Below are 19645 nucleotides of genomic sequence, written 5' to 3' on the forward strand. Positions count from 1 at the left end.
AGGCGCAACGAAAGTGCAGGAAGCCATTGCGGTACGACCAAGCCAGGGCCTGTCGATGAGACTCGGCCTGTTCACGCCGGTGGTGATCCAGATCCCCGGTACCGCGTCCGAGTGGGAAGCCGACGGCGGAATCGACGACGTCGCCGAGATCGGAGCGACCGCCGACGACCTGGGATTCGCCCACCTCACCTGCTCGGAACACGTCGCGGTGCCCGTCGAAGTGGCGGCTGTACGCGGCGCGACGTACTGGGACCCGTTGGCCACCTTGTCGTTTCTCGCCGCACGCACCCGACGGATCAGGCTGGTCACCTCTGTGCTGGTGCTCGGCTACCACCACCCGCTGGAGATCGCCAAGCGCTACGGCACCCTCGACCGGGTCAGCGCCGGTCGGCTGACGCTCGGGGTGGGCGTCGGTTCACTGCGGGAGGAGTTCGACCTGCTCGGCTGCGCCTGGGAGGATCGCGGCGCCCGCGCCGACGACGCGATGAAGGCACTGCGCGCGTCGTTGTCGACCAGCCGGCCGGCATACCACGGCGACTACTACCGATACGACTCGCTGATCGTGGAGCCGTGCGCGGTGCAGCCGCGGGTGCCGATCTGGGTGGGTGGCCGAACCAGGCGCTCGCTGCGGCGCGCGGTCGAACTGGGCGACGGCTGGACGCCGTTCGGCCTGACGGTGGACGAGATCGCGAAAATGCTCGGCTCCGTCGATGTTCCCGATGACTTCGCCGTCGTGCTGGCGACACCGCCGCTGGACCCGATCGGCGCCCCGCAACACGCCACGGACCAGATCGAGCGGCTGGCCGAAGCGGGGGCGACGGATGTCAGCTGTGTGATCTCGGCGCAATCCGCGGGGCACTTCTGCAACCAGCTCGCAGCACTCGCGCAGCTGACGAACCTGGCCGGGAAAGGATCGTGACCGACCAACGGCTCGCCGACCTCGAACGTCGGCTGCAGCGCATCGAAGACGAACGCGCGATCGAGCGAATGATCGCCTCCTACGGCCCCCTGGTGGATGCCGGCGATGCCGGCGCCACCGCCGCCCTGTGGTCCGACGACGGCGTCTATGACGTCGAGGACTGGCTCATGCAGGGTCGCAACGACGTCGCCGCGATGGTTCGCTCGTCGGGACACCAGAATCTGATCAACCGTGGCTGCGTGCATTTCCTCGGCCCGGCTGTGGTCACCGTCCACGGCGACGACGCGGTCGCGGTATGCGCGTCGACGCTGTTGGTCAAACGCGAGACCGGCTATCAGGTGGCGCGCGGGGGCGCCAACTATTTCCACCTCAGGCGCGAGTCCGAAGCGTCCTGGCAGATCGTCAAGCGGATCACCCGGCGCCTCGACGGCAGCGCCGAAAGCCGCGCCCTATTGGCGGACGGAGTTATGGGACGGATTCGAGAAACTCGCGCACCAGGTTGACGAGCTCGTCGGGCCGGTCGTAGGTGACGATGTGCCCGGCACCGGCGATGGTGGCGAGGCGGGAATCCGGGGTGGCAGCATGGGCTTTCGCCAGTGCTCCCGCACCGACCAGCGGATCGTCGGCGCCGCGGACCCACAGGGTCGGCACGGCCAGTCGCGGCAACTCGGGCAGCAGATTCAGTCGCATCGAGCGCGGGCCGTAGGACTCGATCTGCCAGTCGTCCAAGGCCTTCTCGCCGTATCGGTGCTTGGCGCGGGCCTCACCCACCGCCGCGGCCATGATCTCCTCGAAATCCGGGGCCTGTTCTCCGGCAGTCAGATTGGCGACCATGGACCGGCGGATGGCGCCGGGAAAACGGGCCAGGCACCAGGTGCCGGCGCGCAGCAGGCCGGGGGTCCGCATGACCAGCCAGGTCAGCAACTGCGCCGGGCGTTTGGCGTCGAGTCCGCCGGGCCCGATCGCGACCAGGGAGCTGACGCGCTCTGAATGCTCGAGGGCGAAGCCGGTGGCGATCCCGGCGCCCAGTGACAGCCCGATCAGCGCCACCTGCGGTAGCCCCAATGCGTCGAGCAACTCGTGCAGGAAGCGGCGGAAGAACGCGTCGTCGAGCACGCCGCGCCAGGGCCTGCTGGCCCCGTGGCGGGGCAGATCGATCAGATACACCCGGAAGTCGGCGGCCAGCGCCGGCGCGACACGTCGCCACACCCCGTGGGCGGTATCGAGCATCGCACCGTGCAGCAGCAGCAGGGGCGGCCCGGTATCGCCGGCGCGGTAGACCCGCACCGGGCCGCCGCAGACGGTGAGGTCGGTGTAGTCGTCGAAGGTCACGGCCTGCCCCGCAGGCTCGCGGCTCGTCGCAACATCCGCACATACCCTGACCATGAGCTGCGCGGCTCGCCACAGCCCAGGGTCGCCACTGCCTTGTCCAGGGCGTCTTCGATGAGTGCGTCATGCATCGGCCGCCAGATCAATGGCCAGCTCAGCACCGGCCATCCCGTGGTGTTGGCGACGAGGCGGTGGCGAAGCTCGTAGCCACCGGCTACCGGCCGAGCCGCCCATTCGTGATAGCCGTGCAGCCCGGTCGGTCGGGTGAAGGCGAACCGCACCCGCCGGCCCGGCTGGTACTCGGCGACGTCGTAGCGGATCGGTCCGTGCCCGCCCGACGCGCCGACCGCCAGTGGCCGGTCGAACCGCATCGCCGGCCAGTTCTGCCGCGGCCACAGCCGATCGTTGTCACCGGCGAGGCTGTCTATCAACGCGCCCACCTGCTCGAGGCTATCGACGGTGAACACCCGGCTGTGCACATTGTTGACTCGCATGGCGCCTCCGATCTAGAGAGTATTCGCTAATTGATTAGAGAGTACTCTCTACTTCATGCCGATGCCAGGGAAGTTCACCGCGGATGATTTCGTCGACGCCGCCATCCGGTTGATCCTGGCCGGCGGGCCGGGTGCTGCCACCGCCGTCGCAGTCGCCGAGGCGGTGGGGGCGCCGAGTGGCTCGGTGTATCACCGGTTTCCGGCGCGACGTGATCTGCTGGCCGCCGCTTGGCTCACGCCGGTGCGCCGTTTCCACCAGGACGTCCTGCCGCTGCTCGCCGCCGACGGCGATCCGGTGGCGATCGGCGTGGCGGCTGCGCGCCAGGTGCTGCTGTGGAGTGCCGCCAACCCCGACGAAGCCGCCCTGCTGGCCCGCTACAGCCGCTCCGACTTCGTCGGCCCCGACTGTTCACCGGCGGTATTGGCCGAGGCCGACACACTGGACCGGCGCACCGCCGACGCGCTGGGCGCCTTCCTGGCCCGGTTCCCGGCCGCCGACCGCGCCCGGGTGCTGCTGGCCGTCATCGACGCGCCGCTGGCCCTGGTGCGCCGTAGTCTGGCGGCCGGTGGTCCCGATGCCGATACCGCGGAGTTGGCGGCCGACGTCGCCCGCAGGTTGCTCGATTAGCGGAACCGGACGTGCAACGTCGCCAGGCCGAAGATCTTCTTGTCACCGGATTTGGCGCCGACCAGGATGACGCCGGTGCGGGTCTCGGGATCCAGCGACTTGATCTTGCCGCTGAACTCGATGTCGGCGCCCTCTTTGGCCGACACCACCGCCGGCGCCGACAGCCGCACCGCGTAGCGGGTGACCGCGCCGGGATCGCCGGTCCAGGCGGAGGCGAAACCGGCTCCCAGACCCATGGTCAGCATGCCGTGGGCGATCACGTCGGGCAGCCCGGCCAGCTTGGCGATCTCCTCGTCCCAGTGGATCGGGTTGGCGTCACCGGCCACCCCGGCGTAGTTCACCAGGTCGCCGCGCGACAGCCGGGTGTGGCGCACCGGCAACGGGTCGCCGACCTTCACCTCGTCGAAGGACGGCGTCGCCGGGGTGCGGGTCAGCCCGCCCTCGGCGATGCGGATCTCACCTTCGGGCCGCACCGTCTTTTCGTAGGCGGCCTCGGATTCGCCGATGCCCAGGATGTTGACGTCGTGCATCATCGCGTTGTGCACGGCCGACTTGACGTCCGGGCCGATGTCTTCGGCGGTGACGCCGACGACGGTGGTGTGCAGGGTGTGCACCCGCTCGCCGGCGGCGTCGGTGAAGGTGTTGGTGACGGTGATCAGGTCGCGCCCGGCGATCCGGCGCACCGACGTCAGCTCGACGTCGATCTTGAGCTCGTCTCCGGCGACGATCGGCCGGTGTTGCTCGAAGACCTCTTCGGTCTGCATGTAGGTGTCATAACCGACGACCACCGACTCGAACATCTCGCGGTTACAGCTCATGCCGGGGGTCGAGGTGAACGTCAGCGGCGCCACCACCTCCGGGTAGCCCATCTCCGCGGCCGCCGCGACGTCCCAGTGGGCCGGGTGATAGTCCTGCACCGCGCGGGCGTACTCGCGGACCTTCTCGCGGCCGACCAGATAGGTGCCGTCCATCTGGTAGTAATGGCCAACCCGGGCTTCCATCGGCGATGCTTCTGGTGCGGTCATGAATGTGCTCAACCGTTCTGTCGGCTTGTTTGCTGGACCCGACCAGAGCACCCTAGCGCGCCTACCCTGTGCCGGCGGAGGTCAGGCGAGGATGGCAGCAAGGCTGCGCCAGCGGCGGTGTCGGTGGGCGAACATCAGCCGGATGAACAGCCGGGTGCCCAATCCTTTGATGCCGGGATCGGTTTCGATCTCATCGGTGTAGCTACAGCGCTGCTCGTCAATGGGCGTGAAGGTGAGGCGATGGTTCCAGGTCCGCACCGGGCCGCCGTGCTCGTTGGTGTAGATCATCAGATCGTCGAGTTCTTTGATCTCGAGGTGATGCGTCCAGGACGGGATCACACCGAACCACCACAGCCGCGCCGACGCACGGGTCCCCACCTCAAGGCGGTCCGGAGCGGACAGCGAGGGCATTTTCAGCACCGGCGCCAGCACGAATTGCATCAACTCGGGTTTGCGCGCCAACGCCGCGGCGTGTTCCGCGGAAATCGGTAGCTCGGTACGCAGGGCAACGGTGCTCATTTTGTGTCAGCCTAGCCGAATGACTGATATCGAGAAGTCGGCCGCTGCCACCGGAGCGGCGATGGAGCAGGCCGTCGCGGTGTTCATGCTGCACCCGGAGACCTTCGCCGACAGCATCGCCGCCGGCTATCAGAACCCGCTGGCCGGCTACGTCGCCGGGCGCGGCGGCGTGCTGGGCGAGGCCACCGGTGACGCCGTCGGTGCGGTGTTCGCGGTGTTCGAACCGACCGGACTGAGCGCGATGTGGCACGAGGGCGTCGCGGTGCGCGGCGCTGCCGCTGCGGCGCAACAATATTGGAGCCAAACGGCCGAGTTCGGCCGCAAGTACCTCTCCGGCGCCCAGGGCCTGGATCGGATCGCCGAACTGGGCGAGAAGGTCATCGCGGCGACACAACCGGCGGGCCTGCCGCTGTTCGCCGGCTGGCGCGCGATGCCGTTGGCCGACGACCCCGCGGCGCGGGCGCTGCAGGTGATGTTCGTGCTGCGAGAACTGCGCGCCGGTGTGCACTTCAACGCACTGACCATCTCCGGCATCAGTCCGATTGAGGCGCACATGCTCAACAAGGGGCCGCAGTACGCCGCGATGTTCGGTTGGCCAGAGCCGTTCGCTGACGGTGCCGACAAGAAGGACCGCTACGACCAGATCGAACAGCTCACCAACCGGCGCATGGCGGAATTATTTGCGGCCGCGCTGTCGCCGGACGAGGCCGCCGAACTGGCCCGGTTGAGCACCGCCGCGCTCGCCGTGTTGCAGGCCGCCGTTCCGGGCTGAGCTAGCTGTATAAATCCGGCGTCTCGGCCAGGGCGGCGCTGAGCCGGCGGGTCGTCGACGACAGTTGCGTCCCGAGCCGGGCGATCGCCGCGCCGCTCGTCGGCTCGGCGCTGGGAACCAGGCTCAGCATCAGCGCGATCCGGGATCCCTCGAGAATGGGTGAGTCGATGTGGCTCACCTCGTAGCTGCGTTCGGGATCCAGGTTGATCGGGAACCACTGTTCGGTGTGGAGCAGTTCGTCGGTCAGTGCCTGCGCCAGCTGGCTCAGGCGGGTGGAACGCACCTCGGCGCTACGCACGATCAGCGCCAGTTCCTGCAGTCGTAGATCGGGCAGGATGTGCAGCCCGACTGCGTAGCCCCGTTGCTCGGCGGCGACCAGCGCCCGCCGGTACCGGCTGCGCACACCCTCGGGGAGGGCGGCCAGCCACCGCTGCCGAGCATCTGGTGCGCCCCAGGCGACGACCGATGCCCCGTACGGCGGGCGGTGGGGAAACTGAGTGCCGATGGGCATCGGATGGCCACCGCCGTGCCGGCTTCGGACCTGATCGACGACGGTGGAGTAGTCGTCGCTGACCGCGAAGGCGACGCAATGTGCGCCGGTGGTCGCCGACAGCTCGGCCATCGCCGAGCGGGCCAGCACCAGGGCCGGGTACCGGCCGGCTGCCGCCCGGCCGAGCCGGACCAGGGCGGGACCGAGGTGATAGCTCTTGCGCACCGGGTCACGCAGCAGCCAGCCGGCCCGCAGTAGTTCGGACAGCATCGAGTGGCAGCTAGCCTTGTGCACGTCCAAGTGGCGCGACACCTCGGCCAGGGTCATGCCGTCGCTCCCGGCGCCGGCCAGGTGATCAAACAGGTTCACCACCCGCTCGGTCTGGGGTGAGGGTCGCGGGGCCATGGCAGAACCCTAGCCCGATGGTCGCATAGTGCGACTCATTGCGGTGATATACGCGCTCATGTGACGATGGCCACAATGATGGACCTGCAGGGCAAGGTAGCGGTCGTAACCGGCGGAGCCGGCGGCATCGGCCGGGCGTTGGGCAGAAGATTCGGCCGTGAGGGCATGAAGGTGGTGCTTGCCGACGTGCTCGCCGAACCGCTGGAGCAGGCGACCCGGGAGCTGGCTGACGAGGGCGTCGAGGTGCTCGCGGTTCTCACGGATGTCACCGACTACGCCTCGATCGAGGCCCTGGCCACCGAGGCGCTCGCGCGCTTCGGCGCGGTGCATGTGGTGTGCAACAACGCCGGCACCGGTGCGGTCTCCGAGGGCTACATGTGGGAGCACGACCTGGCCGACTGGCGGTGGGGAATCGACGTCAACGTGCTCGGCGTCGTCCACGGCATCAAGGCGTTCGTGCCGATCCTGCTCGAGCAGGGCGACGGCCACGTGATCAACACCTGCTCGGGCAACGGCGGGTTCGCGCCCATCGCCCGGGGCGCCATGGGCGGGCCGGCCACCGCCGTCTACCCGATGACCAAGGCCGCGGTGCTGTGCCTGACCGAAAGCCTCCACACCCATCTGGAGATGACCGGCACCCGGGTGCGGGCCCACGTGCTGTTCCCCGGCGGCTTCTTGAACACCGGTATCTGGGAGTCGTGGCGGCATCGCCCGCAGCGCTACGCCGCCACCCAACAACGCCGCACCCAGCAGGCGACGCTGGCAGGCGTGGTGGCCCGCTTCGAGGCCGCCGGTGCGCATGTCGAGTTCACACCGCTGGACGCCGTTGCCGACCAGGTGCTCGACGGCATCCGGGATGACCGCTTCTGGATGATCGGCCCGCCGGGCTCCGCCGATCAGGTGGTGTCGAGCAAGGCGGCGTCGATCCTGGCTCGCGGCGAACCGGACTATCTGGTCGACGTTTTGGGCGCACATACCGGGAAGGCGTCCGACGAAGGAGGAAAGCGATGAGTGCCAACGCGGTTCGCTATGGCCCACGTCCGCCGCAGGAGCGGGTCGACCACGAGATCGACGCCACCAAGGCGCCCATTGCCACCGAGGCGGTCACCGTCACCTACCTCACCGACCCCGATATCGTCGCCGCTGTGCTGCCCAGGCCGTTGGAGCCGGGGGCCGAGCCGCTGGTGCGCATTCAACTGCAGCGGGTCCGGCTCGACGGCAGGCCCCCGTTCGGGTCGGCGGTGTTCTCGGTGACCGCCCGACACGGCGACATCGCCGGCGACTACCCGCTGTTCATGCCCCAGTCCACCGAGCAGTCGGTCACCGGCGGGCGGGAAACCTTCGGCGAGCCCAAGAAACTGGCCCACATCGAGGTGCAGCGCGACGGCGATCGCGTCGACGCGGGCGTGGAGCGCCTCGGCCACCGGCTCATCGGCGTGCACGGTCGGGTGACGGGCCCGGGCGAGTTGCCGCCCGACCAGACCAACACCGAGTTCTACTTCAAGTTCCTGCGCGCCCCCGACGGCAACGGGATCACCGACCCGCACCTGGTCTACGGCGAGTACCACCGGCACTACGAGTTGCTGGAGATCATCGACGGCACCGTCGAATTGGGCGACTCGCCACTGGATCCGGTGGCCGACATCGCGATTCGCGAGATCCGTTCGATCACCTGGTGTCGCCGTCGCACCGTACAGGTGGGGCGGATCGCGCAGCCGGTACCGGCCGAGTGGCTACTGCCGTACGTGCACCAGCGCTATGACGACGTGGCCCTGCTGGCCGCACCCCGGCCCGCGCAGGTGTGAGCCCGATGGAGCGCTATACCGTCATCTCGGCCGACTGCCACGCCGGCGCCGACCTGCTCGACTATCGCGATTACCTGGATCCGGGTTACCGGGACGAATTCGACAGTTGGGCACAGACGTACGTCAATCCATTCGGCGACCTGACCGAGCCCGACGCGGAGCGCAGCTGGAACAGCGATCGGCGCAACGCCGATCTGGATACCGAAGGTGTTGCCGGCGAGGTTATCTACCCCAACACCGTGCCGCCGTTCTTTCCGAACGGGAGCCTGGCCGCCCCGCCGCCGGAGACCGAGCGGGAGATCGAACTGCGCTGGGCCGGGCTGCGGGCGCACAACCGCTGGCTGGCCGACTTCTGCTCGCTGTCGCCGGAGCGGCGCGCCGGGGTGGGCCAGATCCTGCTGGAAGACCTCGATGCGGCCGTCGCCGAGATTGCCCGGATCGCCAAGCTGGGGCTGCGCGGCGGGGTGCTGCTGCCCGGGGTCGCCCCCGGCGCCGGCGTCCCGCAGCTCTACGCCGAGCATTGGGCGCCGCTGTGGGCGGCCTGCGACGAGGCCGGCATGGTGGTCAACCACCATGGCGGCAACGCCGGACCGACCCCGACCGACGGGTGGGGCAGCTCCTTTGCGGTGTGGGTGTATGAGACCCACTGGTTTGCCCATCGGGCGCTGTGGCACCTGATCTTCAGCGGCGTACTGGAACACCATCGCGACCTGACTCTGGTCCTCACCGAGCAGGGGGCCGGATGGATACCGGCAACGCTGGACTCACTCGACGTCGCGGCGGCCCGTTACGCGCGGCCGAGCTCAGCGATCGCCCGCTTCGCCGGGCCCACCGCCGGCTCGCTGAGCCTGCGACCCAGCGAGTACTGGAGCCGGCAGTGCTACGTCGGCGCCAGCTTCATGCGGCCCGTCGAGTGTGCGCAGCGCCACGCCATCGGCGTCGAGAAGATCATGTGGGGCAGCGACTATCCGCACTACGAGGGGACTGCGCCCTACACCCGGGAGGCGCTGCGTCACACCTTCTCCGGCGTCCCGGCAGCCGAAGTGGCGGCCATGGTGGGCGGGAACGCCGCAGCCGTCTACGGCTTCGACCTGGCGGCGCTGGCACCACTGGTCGACCGGATCGGTCCGAGCGTGACCGAGGTCGCCGAACCGCTGGCGACCGTGCCGGCCGATGCGCGCAGCACCGTCTTCGAACCCGACCCCATCCGCACCTGGTAGCGAAAGGCACACTGTGGACCCGTATCTGATCATCTCCGCCGACACCCACGCCGAGTTGCCGACCGAACGATACCGCGAATACGTCGACCCGGAGTATGCCGAGGACTTCGAGGCGTATCTGGCAGAGAAGACCGCGGCTGCCAAGGCCGGCGGATTCATCGACGAGGAGTTCGCCCAAGAGTGGTTCTCCGAGCATGGCGACGGCATCGCCGGCGGCTGGGACGTGGCGCTGCGCGACAGGGAACTCGACGGTGACGGGGTGGTCGGTGAGGTGATCTTCCCCGACGCCGACGCGGTGACCGGCGTCGCGGGGGCACCGTTCGGGGCCGGCCTGGGCCAGTCGGGCGACCTCGACCCGGGACGCGCCATGGCCGGGGCCCGGGCCCACAACCGCTGGCTGGCCGAACTGTGCAGTCACAGCCCCGAACGGCGCGCCGGGGTCGCGGTGGTGCCGATCCTGGCCGACGTCGACGCGGCAGTCGCCGAGATCACCCGGGCGGCCGAATCCGGATTGCGCGGCGGCATCCTGATCCCGGCGCGCTGGGTCGGCTACCCGCCCTACCACGACCGCCGCTACGACAAGGTCTGGGCCGCCTGCCAGGACCTGCAGATGCCGGTGCACACCCACTCCGGGCCCGCCCCGCAGGAGGAGTACGGCGGGCACCTGGGCATCTATGTCACCGAGGTCCGCTGGTGGGGCGCGCGGCCGCTGTGGTTCGCATTGTGGTCGGGGGTCTTCGAGCGCTTCCCGGGGCTACGCTGGGGAGTCACCGAATGCGGCGCCTTCTGGGCGAACGATCTGCTCTGGCTGATGGACACCCGGTTTCTGCGTGAGCACTCGGCCAAGAAGATGAGCCACCAGATGGAGGGCGATCTGACCATGCCGCCGTCGGCGTACTTCGACCGGAACTGCTTCATCGGAGCCACCACCACCGAGCGCCGGGAGCTGGCCCGGCGCTACGAGATCGGTGTCTCCAACCTGTTGTGGGGCAACGACTTCCCGCATCCGGAGGGAACCTGGCCGCACACCCGGAAGTGGCTGCGGAGCTCGTTCTGGGACATTCCGATCGAGGAGACCCGGCAGATGCTGGGCCTGGCGGCGGCCGACCTGTACAACTTCGATCTGGCGGCGCTGGCACCGCGGGCCGAGCGTATCGGACCCACGCCGGCCGACCTGGGCCAAGACGATGCGGTGAGCATTCCCAAGTGGGAAGCTGCCCGCCAGACCGGCCGTCACTGGCTGACCGACGCCGAGCCGATACCCGACCTGGTGGAGAACTGAGGACAACATGGCTGACACCTGGAACACCATCGACCGCTACGTCGTCATCTCGACCGACACCCACGCCGGAGCCGATCTCTACGATTACAAGCCGTATCTCCCGGCCTCGCTGCACGACGAGTTCGACGCCTGGGCCAAGGTGTACAGCAGCCCGTTCGACGACTTGATCGTCGCCACTGCCAACCGCAACTGGGACCACGACCTACGCATCACCGAGATGGACGCCGACGGCGTCGCCGCGGAGGTATTGCTGCCCAATACCGTTCCGCCGTTCTTCCCGACCACACCCAACATCACGATCAGCCTGCCGCGGACGCGCGACGAATTCGAGAAACGCTGGGCCGGGGTGCAGGCCCACAACCGGTGGCAGATCGACTTCTGTGCGATGGCACCGACCCGGCGCCGCGGATTGATTCAGATCTTCCCCAACGATGTCGAGCTGGCGCTCAAGGAAATTCGCTGGGGCGCCGAGCTGGGGTGCTTCGGTGGGGTGCTTATCCCGGCGGTCTCGGCGGGCGACCCGCAGGTGGCCCCGCTGTTTCACACCCGCTATGAACCGATCTGGGCGCTGTGCGCGGAGCTGGACCTGACGGTGGTGCAGCACGCCGGGGCCGGCAGTCCCGAGATGCCGATGGATCAGCCGGCCTCCAACGCCGTGCTGATCACCGAGATGGCGCTGTGGGCCCAGCGCACCCTGAGCCACCTGATCCTCGCCGGGGTCTTCGAGCGGCACCCGGCGCTGCGGTTCGTGCCGACCGAGCAGGGCACGCTATGGGTGCAGCAACAATTGATGATGCTCGACGCCATGGTGCCCACGATGAAGACCGATGCGCACAACCGTACCTACGGGATGTTCGGCGGGTCGTCCGTGGACGAGATGACCATGCTGCCCAGCGAGTACGCCCGCCGGAACTGCTATCTGGCCAGCGAGCTGATGCCCTATGACGCGACGACGATCGACTTCCTGGGTGCCGATCACATCATGTGGGGCAGCGACTATCCGCACGAGGAGGGCTTCTCGCCGCATTCTAAGCTGGCCATCCGCTGGGCGCTGCATGACCGGTCCGAAGAAGAGTGCCGAAAGATCCTGGCCGGAAATGCGGCTCGCCTGTACCGCTTCGACCTCGACGCGCTGGCCCCGGTGGCCGCCAAGATCGGACCCACGGTCACCGAAGTGGCGACACCGCTGGGTGACACCGGCTATCGCGCCCCGGCGGCCTTCGGCTATCGGCCGTTCGAGGGCGGGCTGGCCCTGAAGCGGTTGGCCCCGGCACGCGATTAGCTTCCGCGTCAGATCATCGCCCGTAGCAGGCCTTCCGGCTCGACGCCCAGCGAGCTCAGTGCCGAGGCGTGGAACGTGGTGCCCGGCACATGGATCGCGTGATTGAGCCCAGCATGTGCGTCACGCCAATACCGTTGCAGCGGTTTGTCCATCCGCAGCGCGTTGCCACCGGAACGGGCGAAAATCTGATCGACCGCCATCACGGCGCGCCACACCGCGCGAACCTGGGTGCGGCGTCCCGCGGCGCGGTCGGCGAAGCTGATCTCCTTGCCGTCGGCCACCATGTCGTAGATCCGGTCGGCGTTGGCCAGTAGTTCCTGGCGGGCCGCGTTGATATCGGCGGCCGCCTCGCCGATCGCGTACATGACGTACGGGTCGTCTTTGATAGCAGTCCCGGTGGCGCTCACCCGTTCCCGCTGGTAATCCAGATGGGCGGCCAGTGCGCCCTCGGCGATGCCGATGACCGCCGAGGAGATGCCGAGCGGAAACATCGTCGACCATGGCATCAGATACAGCGGGTTGGTCATGCCGGCTTCACGCTGAGCGCTGCCGTCCATCACCTTGAGACCGTCCATGGTGCGGTAGCCGGGGACGAACGCGTCCTGCACGATCACGTCCTTGGAGCCGGTCCCGCGCAGCCCCACCACATCCCAGGAGTCGTCGACGATCTCGTAGTCGGCGCGGGGCAGGATCATGTGCAGGATGGCCGGTGGCATGACCGGCACACCGTCGGCGTCGGCGACTATGGCACCGAGAATGATCCAGTCGCAGTGGTCGGTGCCAGAACTGAACTGCCAGTGACCGTTGAACAGGTAGCCCCCGTCGACCGGTTTGGCCACGCCCTGCGGAGCATACGGCGAGGCCATCCAGGTATCGATGTCCTCGGCCCACACCTCGTCGCCGACCCGCGGATCCGCGTAGGCCAGCTGGTAGGGATGCACGCCGACCACGCCCGCAACCCACCCGGCCGACGGATCCAGTGCCGCGGTAGCCATCACGGTCTCGGCCCACTCGCGGGGATGCGCTTCGTATCCGCCGTGTTTGGCGGACTGCAACAACCGGATCGACCCCGCGCTCTTCATGGCCTTGACCGTCTGATCGGTCAGCCGGCCGATCTTCTCCGCATCGCCGGCCTGCTCTCGCAACTGGTCGGCGATTCCCATCAGCCGGTCGATCACCCGCTCGCCCATGGTCTGACCCTTACGTCGGGGACTTCAAAAACGATGGTCCGCTGCAGATGATGATGTCACCGTTGGCGATTGGTGTCCGGAGAAAACGGCAGTGAGTTCAGCCGATCGCCACACCGCGCTCGAATATCCGAATGAGCGACGGCACGATGCTGTGGCGCGGCACCGTGCCGTGTGCCGCTTCACTACAGGCCTTGACCAGCAGGCCGAACAGCGCGATCCGAATCCATTCCGGGGACAACTCCGGGTCGAAGACACCTTCCCGCTGACCGCGGATGATGAGTTCGAGGATCGGCGCGGAATCGGGCAGCTGTTCGGCAGGGATGTCCCGCAGCACGGCGGGATCGGCGAACAGGAACACGATCCGATCGCTCTCGGGCGCCAGCGTGGTGATCACCCGCCGCATCGCGTCGAGAGCCGGGCCTTCAGCGGTGGCCGCGGCCCCGATGATGCCGCGAATGACGCGGATCGAATCCAGGGTGGCCTCGTGGATCAGCCGGTCCCGGTCGGCGAAATAGCGGTGCAGCGTCGAGCGTGCGACCCGGGCGGCCGCGGCGATCTCGGGCAGCGTGGCGGTGCGATCTCGGGCCAGCACCGCCGCCGTCGCCTCCAGGATTGCCGCCCGTGTGCGTGATTGCGAACCAGTGAGCATCGGATCCATGCCACCCAGCATACGCACAGCTCCGTCTGTTTATGAGACGTTGACGTCCGATTAATAGAAATATATTCTTTGAAGTCGGACGATCAACTCTATGGCTGCTGGGCGAGGACGGGGCGGGTGGCGCGATGAGCTGGGACATGTTCGGCACGAACTGGCGGCTGTTCGGTGATCTGGCGGCGGTGGCCTTCGCGGCGATGTTGTGCTTTGCGACCGGGGCGTTCTGCTATGTCCGCCGATTGCAGGACCGGACACCGCCGCCGATCAGCGAAGGAATCGGAGCCCGCAAAGCCGTGCTGGTCAAGGTGCGCAAGCGCGAGCCGTTGTCATCGCAGGAACTGGAGTTCGCGGGCCGGGTCATCGCCGATCAACGAACGCCGCTGGCGTTCTGCATCCCCGCCGCGATCTTCTCGCTGGGCTGCTTTTATGTGCTGGGCAGCCTGGAGCAACTACACGGCGCCACGCCGTCCGAGCGTACTTTCCTCGGGGTGATCCCGATGCTCGGGTCGTTCAACGTGACTGCGCAGTTGGTGCGGGTGGTGAAGCTGAAGAAGCGCCTGCCGGCGGCAGCACAGCAGCGGGTCGGCGAGTGAGTGCCCGTTCGCCGCGCGGGTCGCTGCTGGCGCGCGCCTGGCTGCCACTGGTCGCGGTGATCGCGGTCAGCATCGGCGCGCTGGGCATGTGGAAGGTTCACCAGATATCCGCTCCCGGGCCGGTTTTGACGGTCAATCCGCCCCAGGCTCCCGAACAGTTCACCCCCAAGAAGCTCAGCTATGAGGTGTTCGGTTCGGAGGCCGACGGCGCCTTGGTGTCCTACCTCGACATCGACGGTCACCCCCACACCGTCGAGGTGGACGCGCTGCCGTGGCGCCACCAGGAGACCACGATGCTCACGGTGGTTTCCGGCAGCATCTCGGCGCAGGTGCGCGGCGACCACGTGGGCTGCCGGATCCTCGTCGACGACGTGGTCCGCGACGAGCACACCAACACGAGGGCGAACGCCGACATCACCTGCCGGGTCAAGTCCGCATGAGTCAGCCACGCTCGCTGCCGGCCCGGGTGGTCCGCGCGTTGTCGGTACCCATCATCATCTTCTGGGCGCTGCTGGCGGTGGTGACCAATACCTTTGTGCCGCAGGTGGAGCGGGTGGCCGAGGAACTCGCCGGGCCGATGGTCCCGACCTATGCGCCCTCGCAGGCCGCGATGCTGGCGATCGGTGAGAAGTTCCAGGAGTCCGACTCGACCAGCATGACGATGCTGGTACTGGAGGCCGATCGCCCGCTCGGGGACGCCGACCACCACTACTACGACGCGCTGGTGCGCACCCTGCAGTCCGACACCGACCACGTCCAGTACGTCATGGACACCTGGGGCAAACCGATCACCGCCGCCGGTGCCCAGAGCCTCGACGGCAAGGCCGCCTATGTGTTGCTGCGGCTGGCCGGAGATATCGGTCAGCTGGAGGCCAACGAGTCCGTCGCCGCGGTGCGGCAGACCGTCGCGGCCTCGGACCCGCCGCCGGGCCTGACGGTTTACGTCAGTGGCGCGGCACCGCTGGCGGCCGACACCGTGGCGACCGCCAACCGGAGCCTGAACAACATCACCATCGCGACGATCTTTCTGATCATCTTCATGCTGTTGGTGGTCTACCGCTCCTACATCACCATGCTGGTGCCGCTTTTCGGGGTGCTCATCTTGATGCTGGCCGCCAAGGGTGTCATCGCGACACTCGGTCACTTCGGCTACATCGAACTGTCGTCGTTCGCGGTGAACCTGGTGGTGGCGTTGACCCTGGGCGCCGGAACCGATTACGGCATCTTCCTGATGGGCCGCTATCACGAGGCACGCCTGAACGGCGAAAGCCGCGAGGACGCGTTCTACACCGCCTACCGCGGCGTGTCGCACGTGATCCTGGGTTCCGGGCTCACCATCGCCGGTGCGGCGTTCTGCCTGAGTTTCGCGCGGCTGAACTACTTCAACACCATGGGGCCGGCGGTGGCGATCAGCATGGTGTTGACGGTGACCGGAGCGTTGACGCTCGGGCCGGCGGTGCTGAGCGTGGGCAGCCTGCTCGGGTTGTTCGATCCCCGCCAGCAGGTCAAGGCACGGCTGTATCGCCGCATCGCCACATCGGTGGTGCGCTGGCCCAAACCGATCCTGACCGCCAGCGCCGCGCTGGTCACGGTGGGGGCGGTCTTCGTGCCGACCTACCAGGTCAGCTTCGACGACCGCACCTACCAGCCGCATGACTCCGCCGCCAACCTGGGTTTCGCGGCCGCGGACCGGCATTTCCCGCAGAGCAAGCTGTTCTCCGAGATGCTGATGATCGAGTCGGATCACGACATGCGCAACTCCGCGGACTTCATCTCGCTGGACCGGGTGGCCAAGGCGCTGATCCGGCTGCCCGGGGTGGCCATGGTGCAGAGCATCACCAGGCCGATGGGGCGCGCACTCGAACACGCGTCGCTGCCCTACCTGTTCACCATGCAGGGCAGCGCCAACGGCCAGCAACTGCCGTTCACCCGCGAGCAGAACGCCAACACCGACAAACAGGCGCAAATCATGGGCCACACCGTCGAGGTGCTGCAGACCACGATCGCGCTGACCCAGAAGCTGGCCGAGGAGATGCATTCCACCGTGCTCACCATGGCGGAGATGCAGGCGCTGACCGAACAGATGGATGAGGAGATCGCCAATCTGGACGACTTCATGCGCCCGATCCGCAGCTATTTCTATTGGGAACCGCACTGTTACGACATTCCGGTCTGCTGGGCGTTCCGGTCGCTGTGGGACATGATGGACAGCGTCGACAAGCTGGCCGAGAACATCAAGAACGCGGTGTCGTCGCTGGAGGTCGTCGATTCGCTGCTGCCGCAGTTGGTCACCCAACTCAACATCATGGCCGACGACCAGATCGCGTTGCGGTCGCTGATCGTCAACACCTACGGCAGCTCGGACATCCAAGCCCGCAACACCGATGAGACATTCGACGACATGATCAACGTCGGCAACGACTTCGACGCCTCCGGCAGTGACGATTTCTTCTATATCCCCCGGCTGGCGTTCGACAACGAAGACATCAAGACCGGGATGCAGTTGATGATGTCCCCGGACGGCAAGGCGGCCCGATTCATCGTCACCCACGAGGGCAACGCCATGGGCCCCGAGGGCATTGCCCATGTGGAGAAGTTCCCCGACGCCATCAAGATCGCGCTGAAGGAGACCTCATTGGCCGGCGCGAAGATCTACATCGGCGGCTCGGGTTCGAACAACAAAGACATCCAACAGTATTCGCGGTCGGATCTGTTGATCGCTGCGATTGCAGCTTTCGTGCTGATCTTCCTGATCATGCTGGTCATCACCCGAAGCCTGGTGGCGGCCATGGTGATTCCCGGCACCGTGGCGTTCTCCTATGCCGGGGCGTTCGGGCTGTCAGTGTTGATCTGGCAGCATCTGATCGGACTGCACCTGCACTGGCTGATCCTGCCGCTGACGTTCATCATCCTGGTGGCGGTCGGCTCGGACTACAACCTGCTGCTGATCGCCCGGCTCAAAGAGGAGCTTGGGGCCGGGCTCAACACCGGCCTGATCCGGGCGCTGGGCAGTACCGGCGGTGTGGTGACGTCGGCGGGCCTGGTGTTCGCGTTCACCATGCTTGCGATGCTGGCCAGCGATCTGCGTACCATCGGCCAGCTGGGTTCGACGGTGTGCATCGGCCTGCTGCTGGACACCTTGATCGTGCGGTCGTTCATCGTGCCGTGCCTGGTGCGGATCTACGGCCCGTGGTTCTGGTGGCCGACGATCGTGCGGCAGCGACCGCTGCGGCAGCGGGCGAACGCCCCCTAGAACACCCGCTGTTCGCTGAGGACATCTGCGAAGGCCGCCAGGTCGGCGACGAAGAGCGCGGGCTGCTCGAACGCGGCGAAATGCCCGCCGCGGTCTGCGACGGAGTAGTGAACGAGATTGTAGCGATGCGCGGCCCACGCCCGCGGGGTCTGCAGCATCTCGTAGGGGTACACCGCGTACCCGGTGGGCACGTCGACCCGGCCGGTCCACTTGCCGAGCGGGCCCGTTCCCGCCCGGGTGGATTCGCAGTACAGCCGGGCCGCCGAGGTCGCCGTCGCCGTCAGCCAGTAGAACATCAGGTTGTCGATGAGCCGATCGGCGCTGATCGGCATACCGTCGCGGGTGTCGCACCAGGCGTGGAACTTCTCCAGAATCCAGCCAGCCAGCCCCACCGGCGAGTCGTCCAGACCGAAGCCCAGCGAATGCGGCCGGGTGGCTTGCTGATTCAAATAGGCCATGCCGTCGGTCATCCGTTGGGCCGCGGTGGCGACCGCGGCCTGCTCGGTCTCGGTCACGGCGGCCAGCAACTCCGGGTCGTCCCGGTCGGGCGGTGCGAAGCACATGTTGGTGTGGATGGCGGCGACCCGATCTGCGTAGTGTTCGCCGAGGTGGCGGGTGACGATGGCACCCCAGTCGCCGCCCTGCGCGACGTACCGGTGGTAGCCCAGTTGGGCCATCACGTCGGCGACCGCGGCCGCCACCGCCGCGGAATCCACACCGCGCTGCCGGGTGGGCCCGGAGAAGCCGTACCCGGGCATCGAGATGACCACGACGTGGAAACGGGGACGCAGCAACGGTATTGCGTCGAGGAATTCGACGATCGATCCGGGCCAGCCGTGGGTGATCACCAGCGGAATGGCATTCGGGCCGGTCGCTCGGGCATGCAAGAAGTGCACCCGCTGCCCGGCGGCCTCGGTGACGAACGAGCCGATGGCATTGACTTCGGATTCGACGCGGCGCCAGTCGTAGCGGTGCAGCCAGTGCTCCACCACGGCCTTGAGGAAGGTCTGGTCGGTGCCGTAATCCCAGCCCGCGCCCTCGATCTCGGCCGGCCAGCGGGTGTTGGCGAGTCGGTGGCGGAGATCGTCGAGTTCGTGATCGGCGACTCGCAGGACCAGCGGTTCGGGTTCAGCCACGGCAGTCTCCTCCCAGACCGGCGACGATGTGGTCGCACACGAAGCGGCGCACCGCGCGGGGACTGTCCAGGTTCACCCGCATGGGCGGCAGCAACTCGAAGCTGAACAGCAGCCGCACGATCCACTCGCCGGCGCGTCCCGCGTCGAGGGCCTCGCTGACTTCGCCGCTGCATTGGGCGGCGCGCACCAGCGGCGTCCACAGCTGCACCGAGCGGCGCATCAACTCATCGCCGCCGTGTTCGAGCAGCAGCACCAGCACACTCTGGTTGATCGCGCGGGGCTCGGCGGTCGATCTGCGGCGATGCGCCGAGATCAGCACCGCCGCGGCCGCGACCTGCTCGGCCAGGCTCTGCTGCCGGCTCACCTCGGCGGCCATGGTCTCGATGAACACCGAGGACAGCTGTTCCAGCGCGGCGGCGATGGCGTCGTCGCGAGTCCCCAGGATGTTATGCACCGTGCCGCGTGAGACGCCGGCCGCCTCGGCGACGGCGGTGAGGCTGAAGCGGCGAGGCCCGAGCTGTCGCAGGGTGTCTGTCGCCGCGGTGAGCAGCGGCGATGGCAGCGTTCGAGATCCTGCAGCGACGGGCACTTGCACACATTAACGAAATGTGTACAAATTGATCAACATCATTCTTCGCCGCGCCCGGT

The 19645-nt window shown here is 67.6% G+C and carries 21 protein-coding genes; 12 read left to right on the forward strand and 9 right to left on the reverse strand.

Features of this window, described 5'->3' with window-relative positions; all coding sequences use genetic code 11:
- Nucleotides 1-55: 55 nt before the first annotated feature.
- Both G6N19_RS09730 and G6N19_RS09735 read left to right on the forward strand, forming a co-directional pair.
- A complete protein-coding gene (locus tag G6N19_RS09730) occupies nt 56-919 on the forward strand; it encodes an LLM class F420-dependent oxidoreductase (protein WP_013831152.1) in 864 nt (287 codons plus the stop codon).
- On the forward strand, nt 916-1422 hold the full coding sequence (locus tag G6N19_RS09735) for a nuclear transport factor 2 family protein (RefSeq protein WP_013831151.1): 507 nt from the start codon (nt 916-918) through the stop codon (nt 1420-1422). The genes G6N19_RS09730 and G6N19_RS09735 overlap by 4 nt, the downstream gene beginning before the upstream one ends.
- Here the strand turns inward: G6N19_RS09735 and G6N19_RS09740 are convergent.
- The gene (locus tag G6N19_RS09740; RefSeq protein WP_197912082.1) at nt 1385-2251 is read right to left on the reverse strand and encodes an alpha/beta fold hydrolase; all 867 of its coding nucleotides are present in this window, start codon (nt 2249-2251) and stop codon (nt 1385-1387) included. The genes G6N19_RS09735 and G6N19_RS09740 overlap by 38 nt on opposite strands.
- Nucleotides 2248-2742: a zinc-binding metallopeptidase family protein gene (locus tag G6N19_RS09745; protein WP_013831149.1), complete on the reverse strand. Its 495-nt coding sequence runs from the start codon at nt 2740-2742 to the stop codon at nt 2248-2250. The genes G6N19_RS09740 and G6N19_RS09745 overlap by 4 nt, the downstream gene beginning before the upstream one ends.
- Nucleotides 2743-2797: 55 nt before the next feature.
- Here G6N19_RS09745 and G6N19_RS09750 point away from each other — a divergent pair, with 55 nt between their 5' ends.
- Nucleotides 2798-3370 carry a TetR family transcriptional regulator gene (locus G6N19_RS09750; RefSeq protein ID WP_013831148.1) on the forward strand — a complete coding sequence of 191 codons (573 nt, stop codon included), beginning with the start codon at nt 2798-2800 and terminating at the stop codon, nt 3368-3370.
- On the opposite strand, the gene G6N19_RS09755 is transcribed toward G6N19_RS09750, so the two are convergent.
- Both G6N19_RS09755 and G6N19_RS09760 read right to left on the reverse strand, forming a co-directional pair.
- Nucleotides 3367-4395 carry a fused (3R)-hydroxyacyl-ACP dehydratase subunits HadA/HadB gene (locus G6N19_RS09755; RefSeq protein ID WP_041319192.1) on the reverse strand — a complete coding sequence of 343 codons (1029 nt, stop codon included), beginning with the start codon at nt 4393-4395 and terminating at the stop codon, nt 3367-3369. The genes G6N19_RS09750 and G6N19_RS09755 overlap by 4 nt on opposite strands.
- A gap of 81 nt (nt 4396-4476) precedes the next feature.
- Nucleotides 4477-4914, reverse strand: a complete 438-nt coding sequence (locus tag G6N19_RS09760) for an SRPBCC family protein (protein ID WP_193466221.1) — start codon at nt 4912-4914, stop codon at nt 4477-4479.
- 19 nt (nt 4915-4933) lie between these two features.
- On the opposite strand from G6N19_RS09760, the gene G6N19_RS09765 reads away from it, so the two are divergent.
- Nucleotides 4934-5686 (forward strand): SCO6745 family protein, encoded by a 753-nt coding sequence (locus G6N19_RS09765; RefSeq protein WP_193466222.1) that lies wholly within the window; start codon nt 4934-4936, stop codon nt 5684-5686.
- Between the two features lies 1 nt (nt 5687).
- On the opposite strand, the gene G6N19_RS09770 is transcribed toward G6N19_RS09765, so the two are convergent.
- Nucleotides 5688-6581, reverse strand: coding sequence for an IclR family transcriptional regulator (locus tag G6N19_RS09770; protein WP_041319186.1), 894 nt, complete (start codon nt 6579-6581; stop codon nt 5688-5690).
- A 60-nt stretch (nt 6582-6641) separates the two neighbouring features.
- Here G6N19_RS09770 and G6N19_RS09775 point away from each other — a divergent pair, with 60 nt between their 5' ends.
- The 5 genes from G6N19_RS09775 to G6N19_RS09795 are packed head-to-tail and all read left to right on the forward strand — an operon-like array spanning nt 6642 to nt 12170.
- A complete protein-coding gene (locus G6N19_RS09775) occupies nt 6642-7592 on the forward strand; it encodes an SDR family NAD(P)-dependent oxidoreductase (RefSeq protein ID WP_041319183.1) in 951 nt (316 codons plus the stop codon).
- The gene (locus tag G6N19_RS09780; RefSeq protein WP_013831142.1) at nt 7589-8386 is read left to right on the forward strand and encodes an acetoacetate decarboxylase family protein; all 798 of its coding nucleotides are present in this window, start codon (nt 7589-7591) and stop codon (nt 8384-8386) included. The genes G6N19_RS09775 and G6N19_RS09780 overlap by 4 nt, the downstream gene beginning before the upstream one ends.
- A gap of 5 nt (nt 8387-8391) precedes the next feature.
- The gene (locus tag G6N19_RS09785; protein ID WP_013831141.1) at nt 8392-9606 is read left to right on the forward strand and encodes an amidohydrolase family protein; all 1215 of its coding nucleotides are present in this window, start codon (nt 8392-8394) and stop codon (nt 9604-9606) included.
- Entirely contained in the window at nt 9560-10888 is a 1329-nt protein-coding gene (locus G6N19_RS09790) for an amidohydrolase family protein (protein WP_232062606.1), read from the forward strand. The genes G6N19_RS09785 and G6N19_RS09790 overlap by 47 nt, the downstream gene beginning before the upstream one ends.
- Nucleotides 10889-10895: 7 nt before the next feature.
- The gene (locus tag G6N19_RS09795) at nt 10896-12170 is read left to right on the forward strand and encodes an amidohydrolase family protein (RefSeq protein WP_013831139.1); all 1275 of its coding nucleotides are present in this window, start codon (nt 10896-10898) and stop codon (nt 12168-12170) included.
- A gap of 8 nt (nt 12171-12178) precedes the next feature.
- Here the strand turns inward: G6N19_RS09795 and G6N19_RS09800 are convergent, their stop codons facing one another.
- Both G6N19_RS09800 and G6N19_RS09805 read right to left on the reverse strand, forming a co-directional pair.
- Nucleotides 12179-13360, reverse strand: coding sequence for an acyl-CoA dehydrogenase family protein (locus G6N19_RS09800; protein WP_013831138.1), 1182 nt, complete (start codon nt 13358-13360; stop codon nt 12179-12181).
- Nucleotides 13361-13457: 97 nt separating this feature from the next.
- Nucleotides 13458-14018: a TetR/AcrR family transcriptional regulator gene (locus G6N19_RS09805; protein ID WP_109559427.1), complete on the reverse strand. Its 561-nt coding sequence runs from the start codon at nt 14016-14018 to the stop codon at nt 13458-13460.
- Nucleotides 14019-14143: 125 nt separating this feature from the next.
- On the opposite strand from G6N19_RS09805, the gene G6N19_RS09810 reads away from it, so the two are divergent.
- The 3 genes from G6N19_RS09810 to G6N19_RS09820 are packed head-to-tail and all read left to right on the forward strand — an operon-like array spanning nt 14144 to nt 17861.
- Complete coding sequence (locus tag G6N19_RS09810) at nt 14144-14608, forward strand: hypothetical protein (protein WP_083036872.1); 465 nt, start codon at nt 14144-14146, stop codon at nt 14606-14608.
- A complete protein-coding gene (locus G6N19_RS09815; RefSeq protein WP_013831135.1) occupies nt 14605-15048 on the forward strand; it encodes an MmpS family transport accessory protein in 444 nt (147 codons plus the stop codon). Before G6N19_RS09810 ends, G6N19_RS09815 begins: the two co-directional genes overlap by 4 nt.
- Nucleotides 15045-17861, forward strand: a complete 2817-nt coding sequence (locus G6N19_RS09820; protein WP_193466224.1) for an MMPL/RND family transporter — start codon at nt 15045-15047, stop codon at nt 17859-17861. Before G6N19_RS09815 ends, G6N19_RS09820 begins: the two co-directional genes overlap by 4 nt.
- Here the strand turns inward: G6N19_RS09820 and G6N19_RS09825 are convergent.
- Nucleotides 17858-18997: an epoxide hydrolase family protein gene (locus tag G6N19_RS09825; protein ID WP_193466225.1), complete on the reverse strand. Its 1140-nt coding sequence runs from the start codon at nt 18995-18997 to the stop codon at nt 17858-17860. The genes G6N19_RS09820 and G6N19_RS09825 overlap by 4 nt on opposite strands.
- Entirely contained in the window at nt 18990-19586 is a 597-nt protein-coding gene (locus G6N19_RS09830; RefSeq protein WP_193466226.1) for a TetR/AcrR family transcriptional regulator, read from the reverse strand. Before G6N19_RS09830 ends, G6N19_RS09825 begins: the two co-directional genes overlap by 8 nt.
- Between the last annotated feature and the right edge of the window lie 59 nt (nt 19587-19645).

Origin of the sequence: Mycobacterium novum (assembly GCF_010726505.1) — a bacterium.
GTDB lineage: Bacteria > Actinomycetota > Actinomycetes > Mycobacteriales > Mycobacteriaceae > Mycobacterium > Mycobacterium algericum.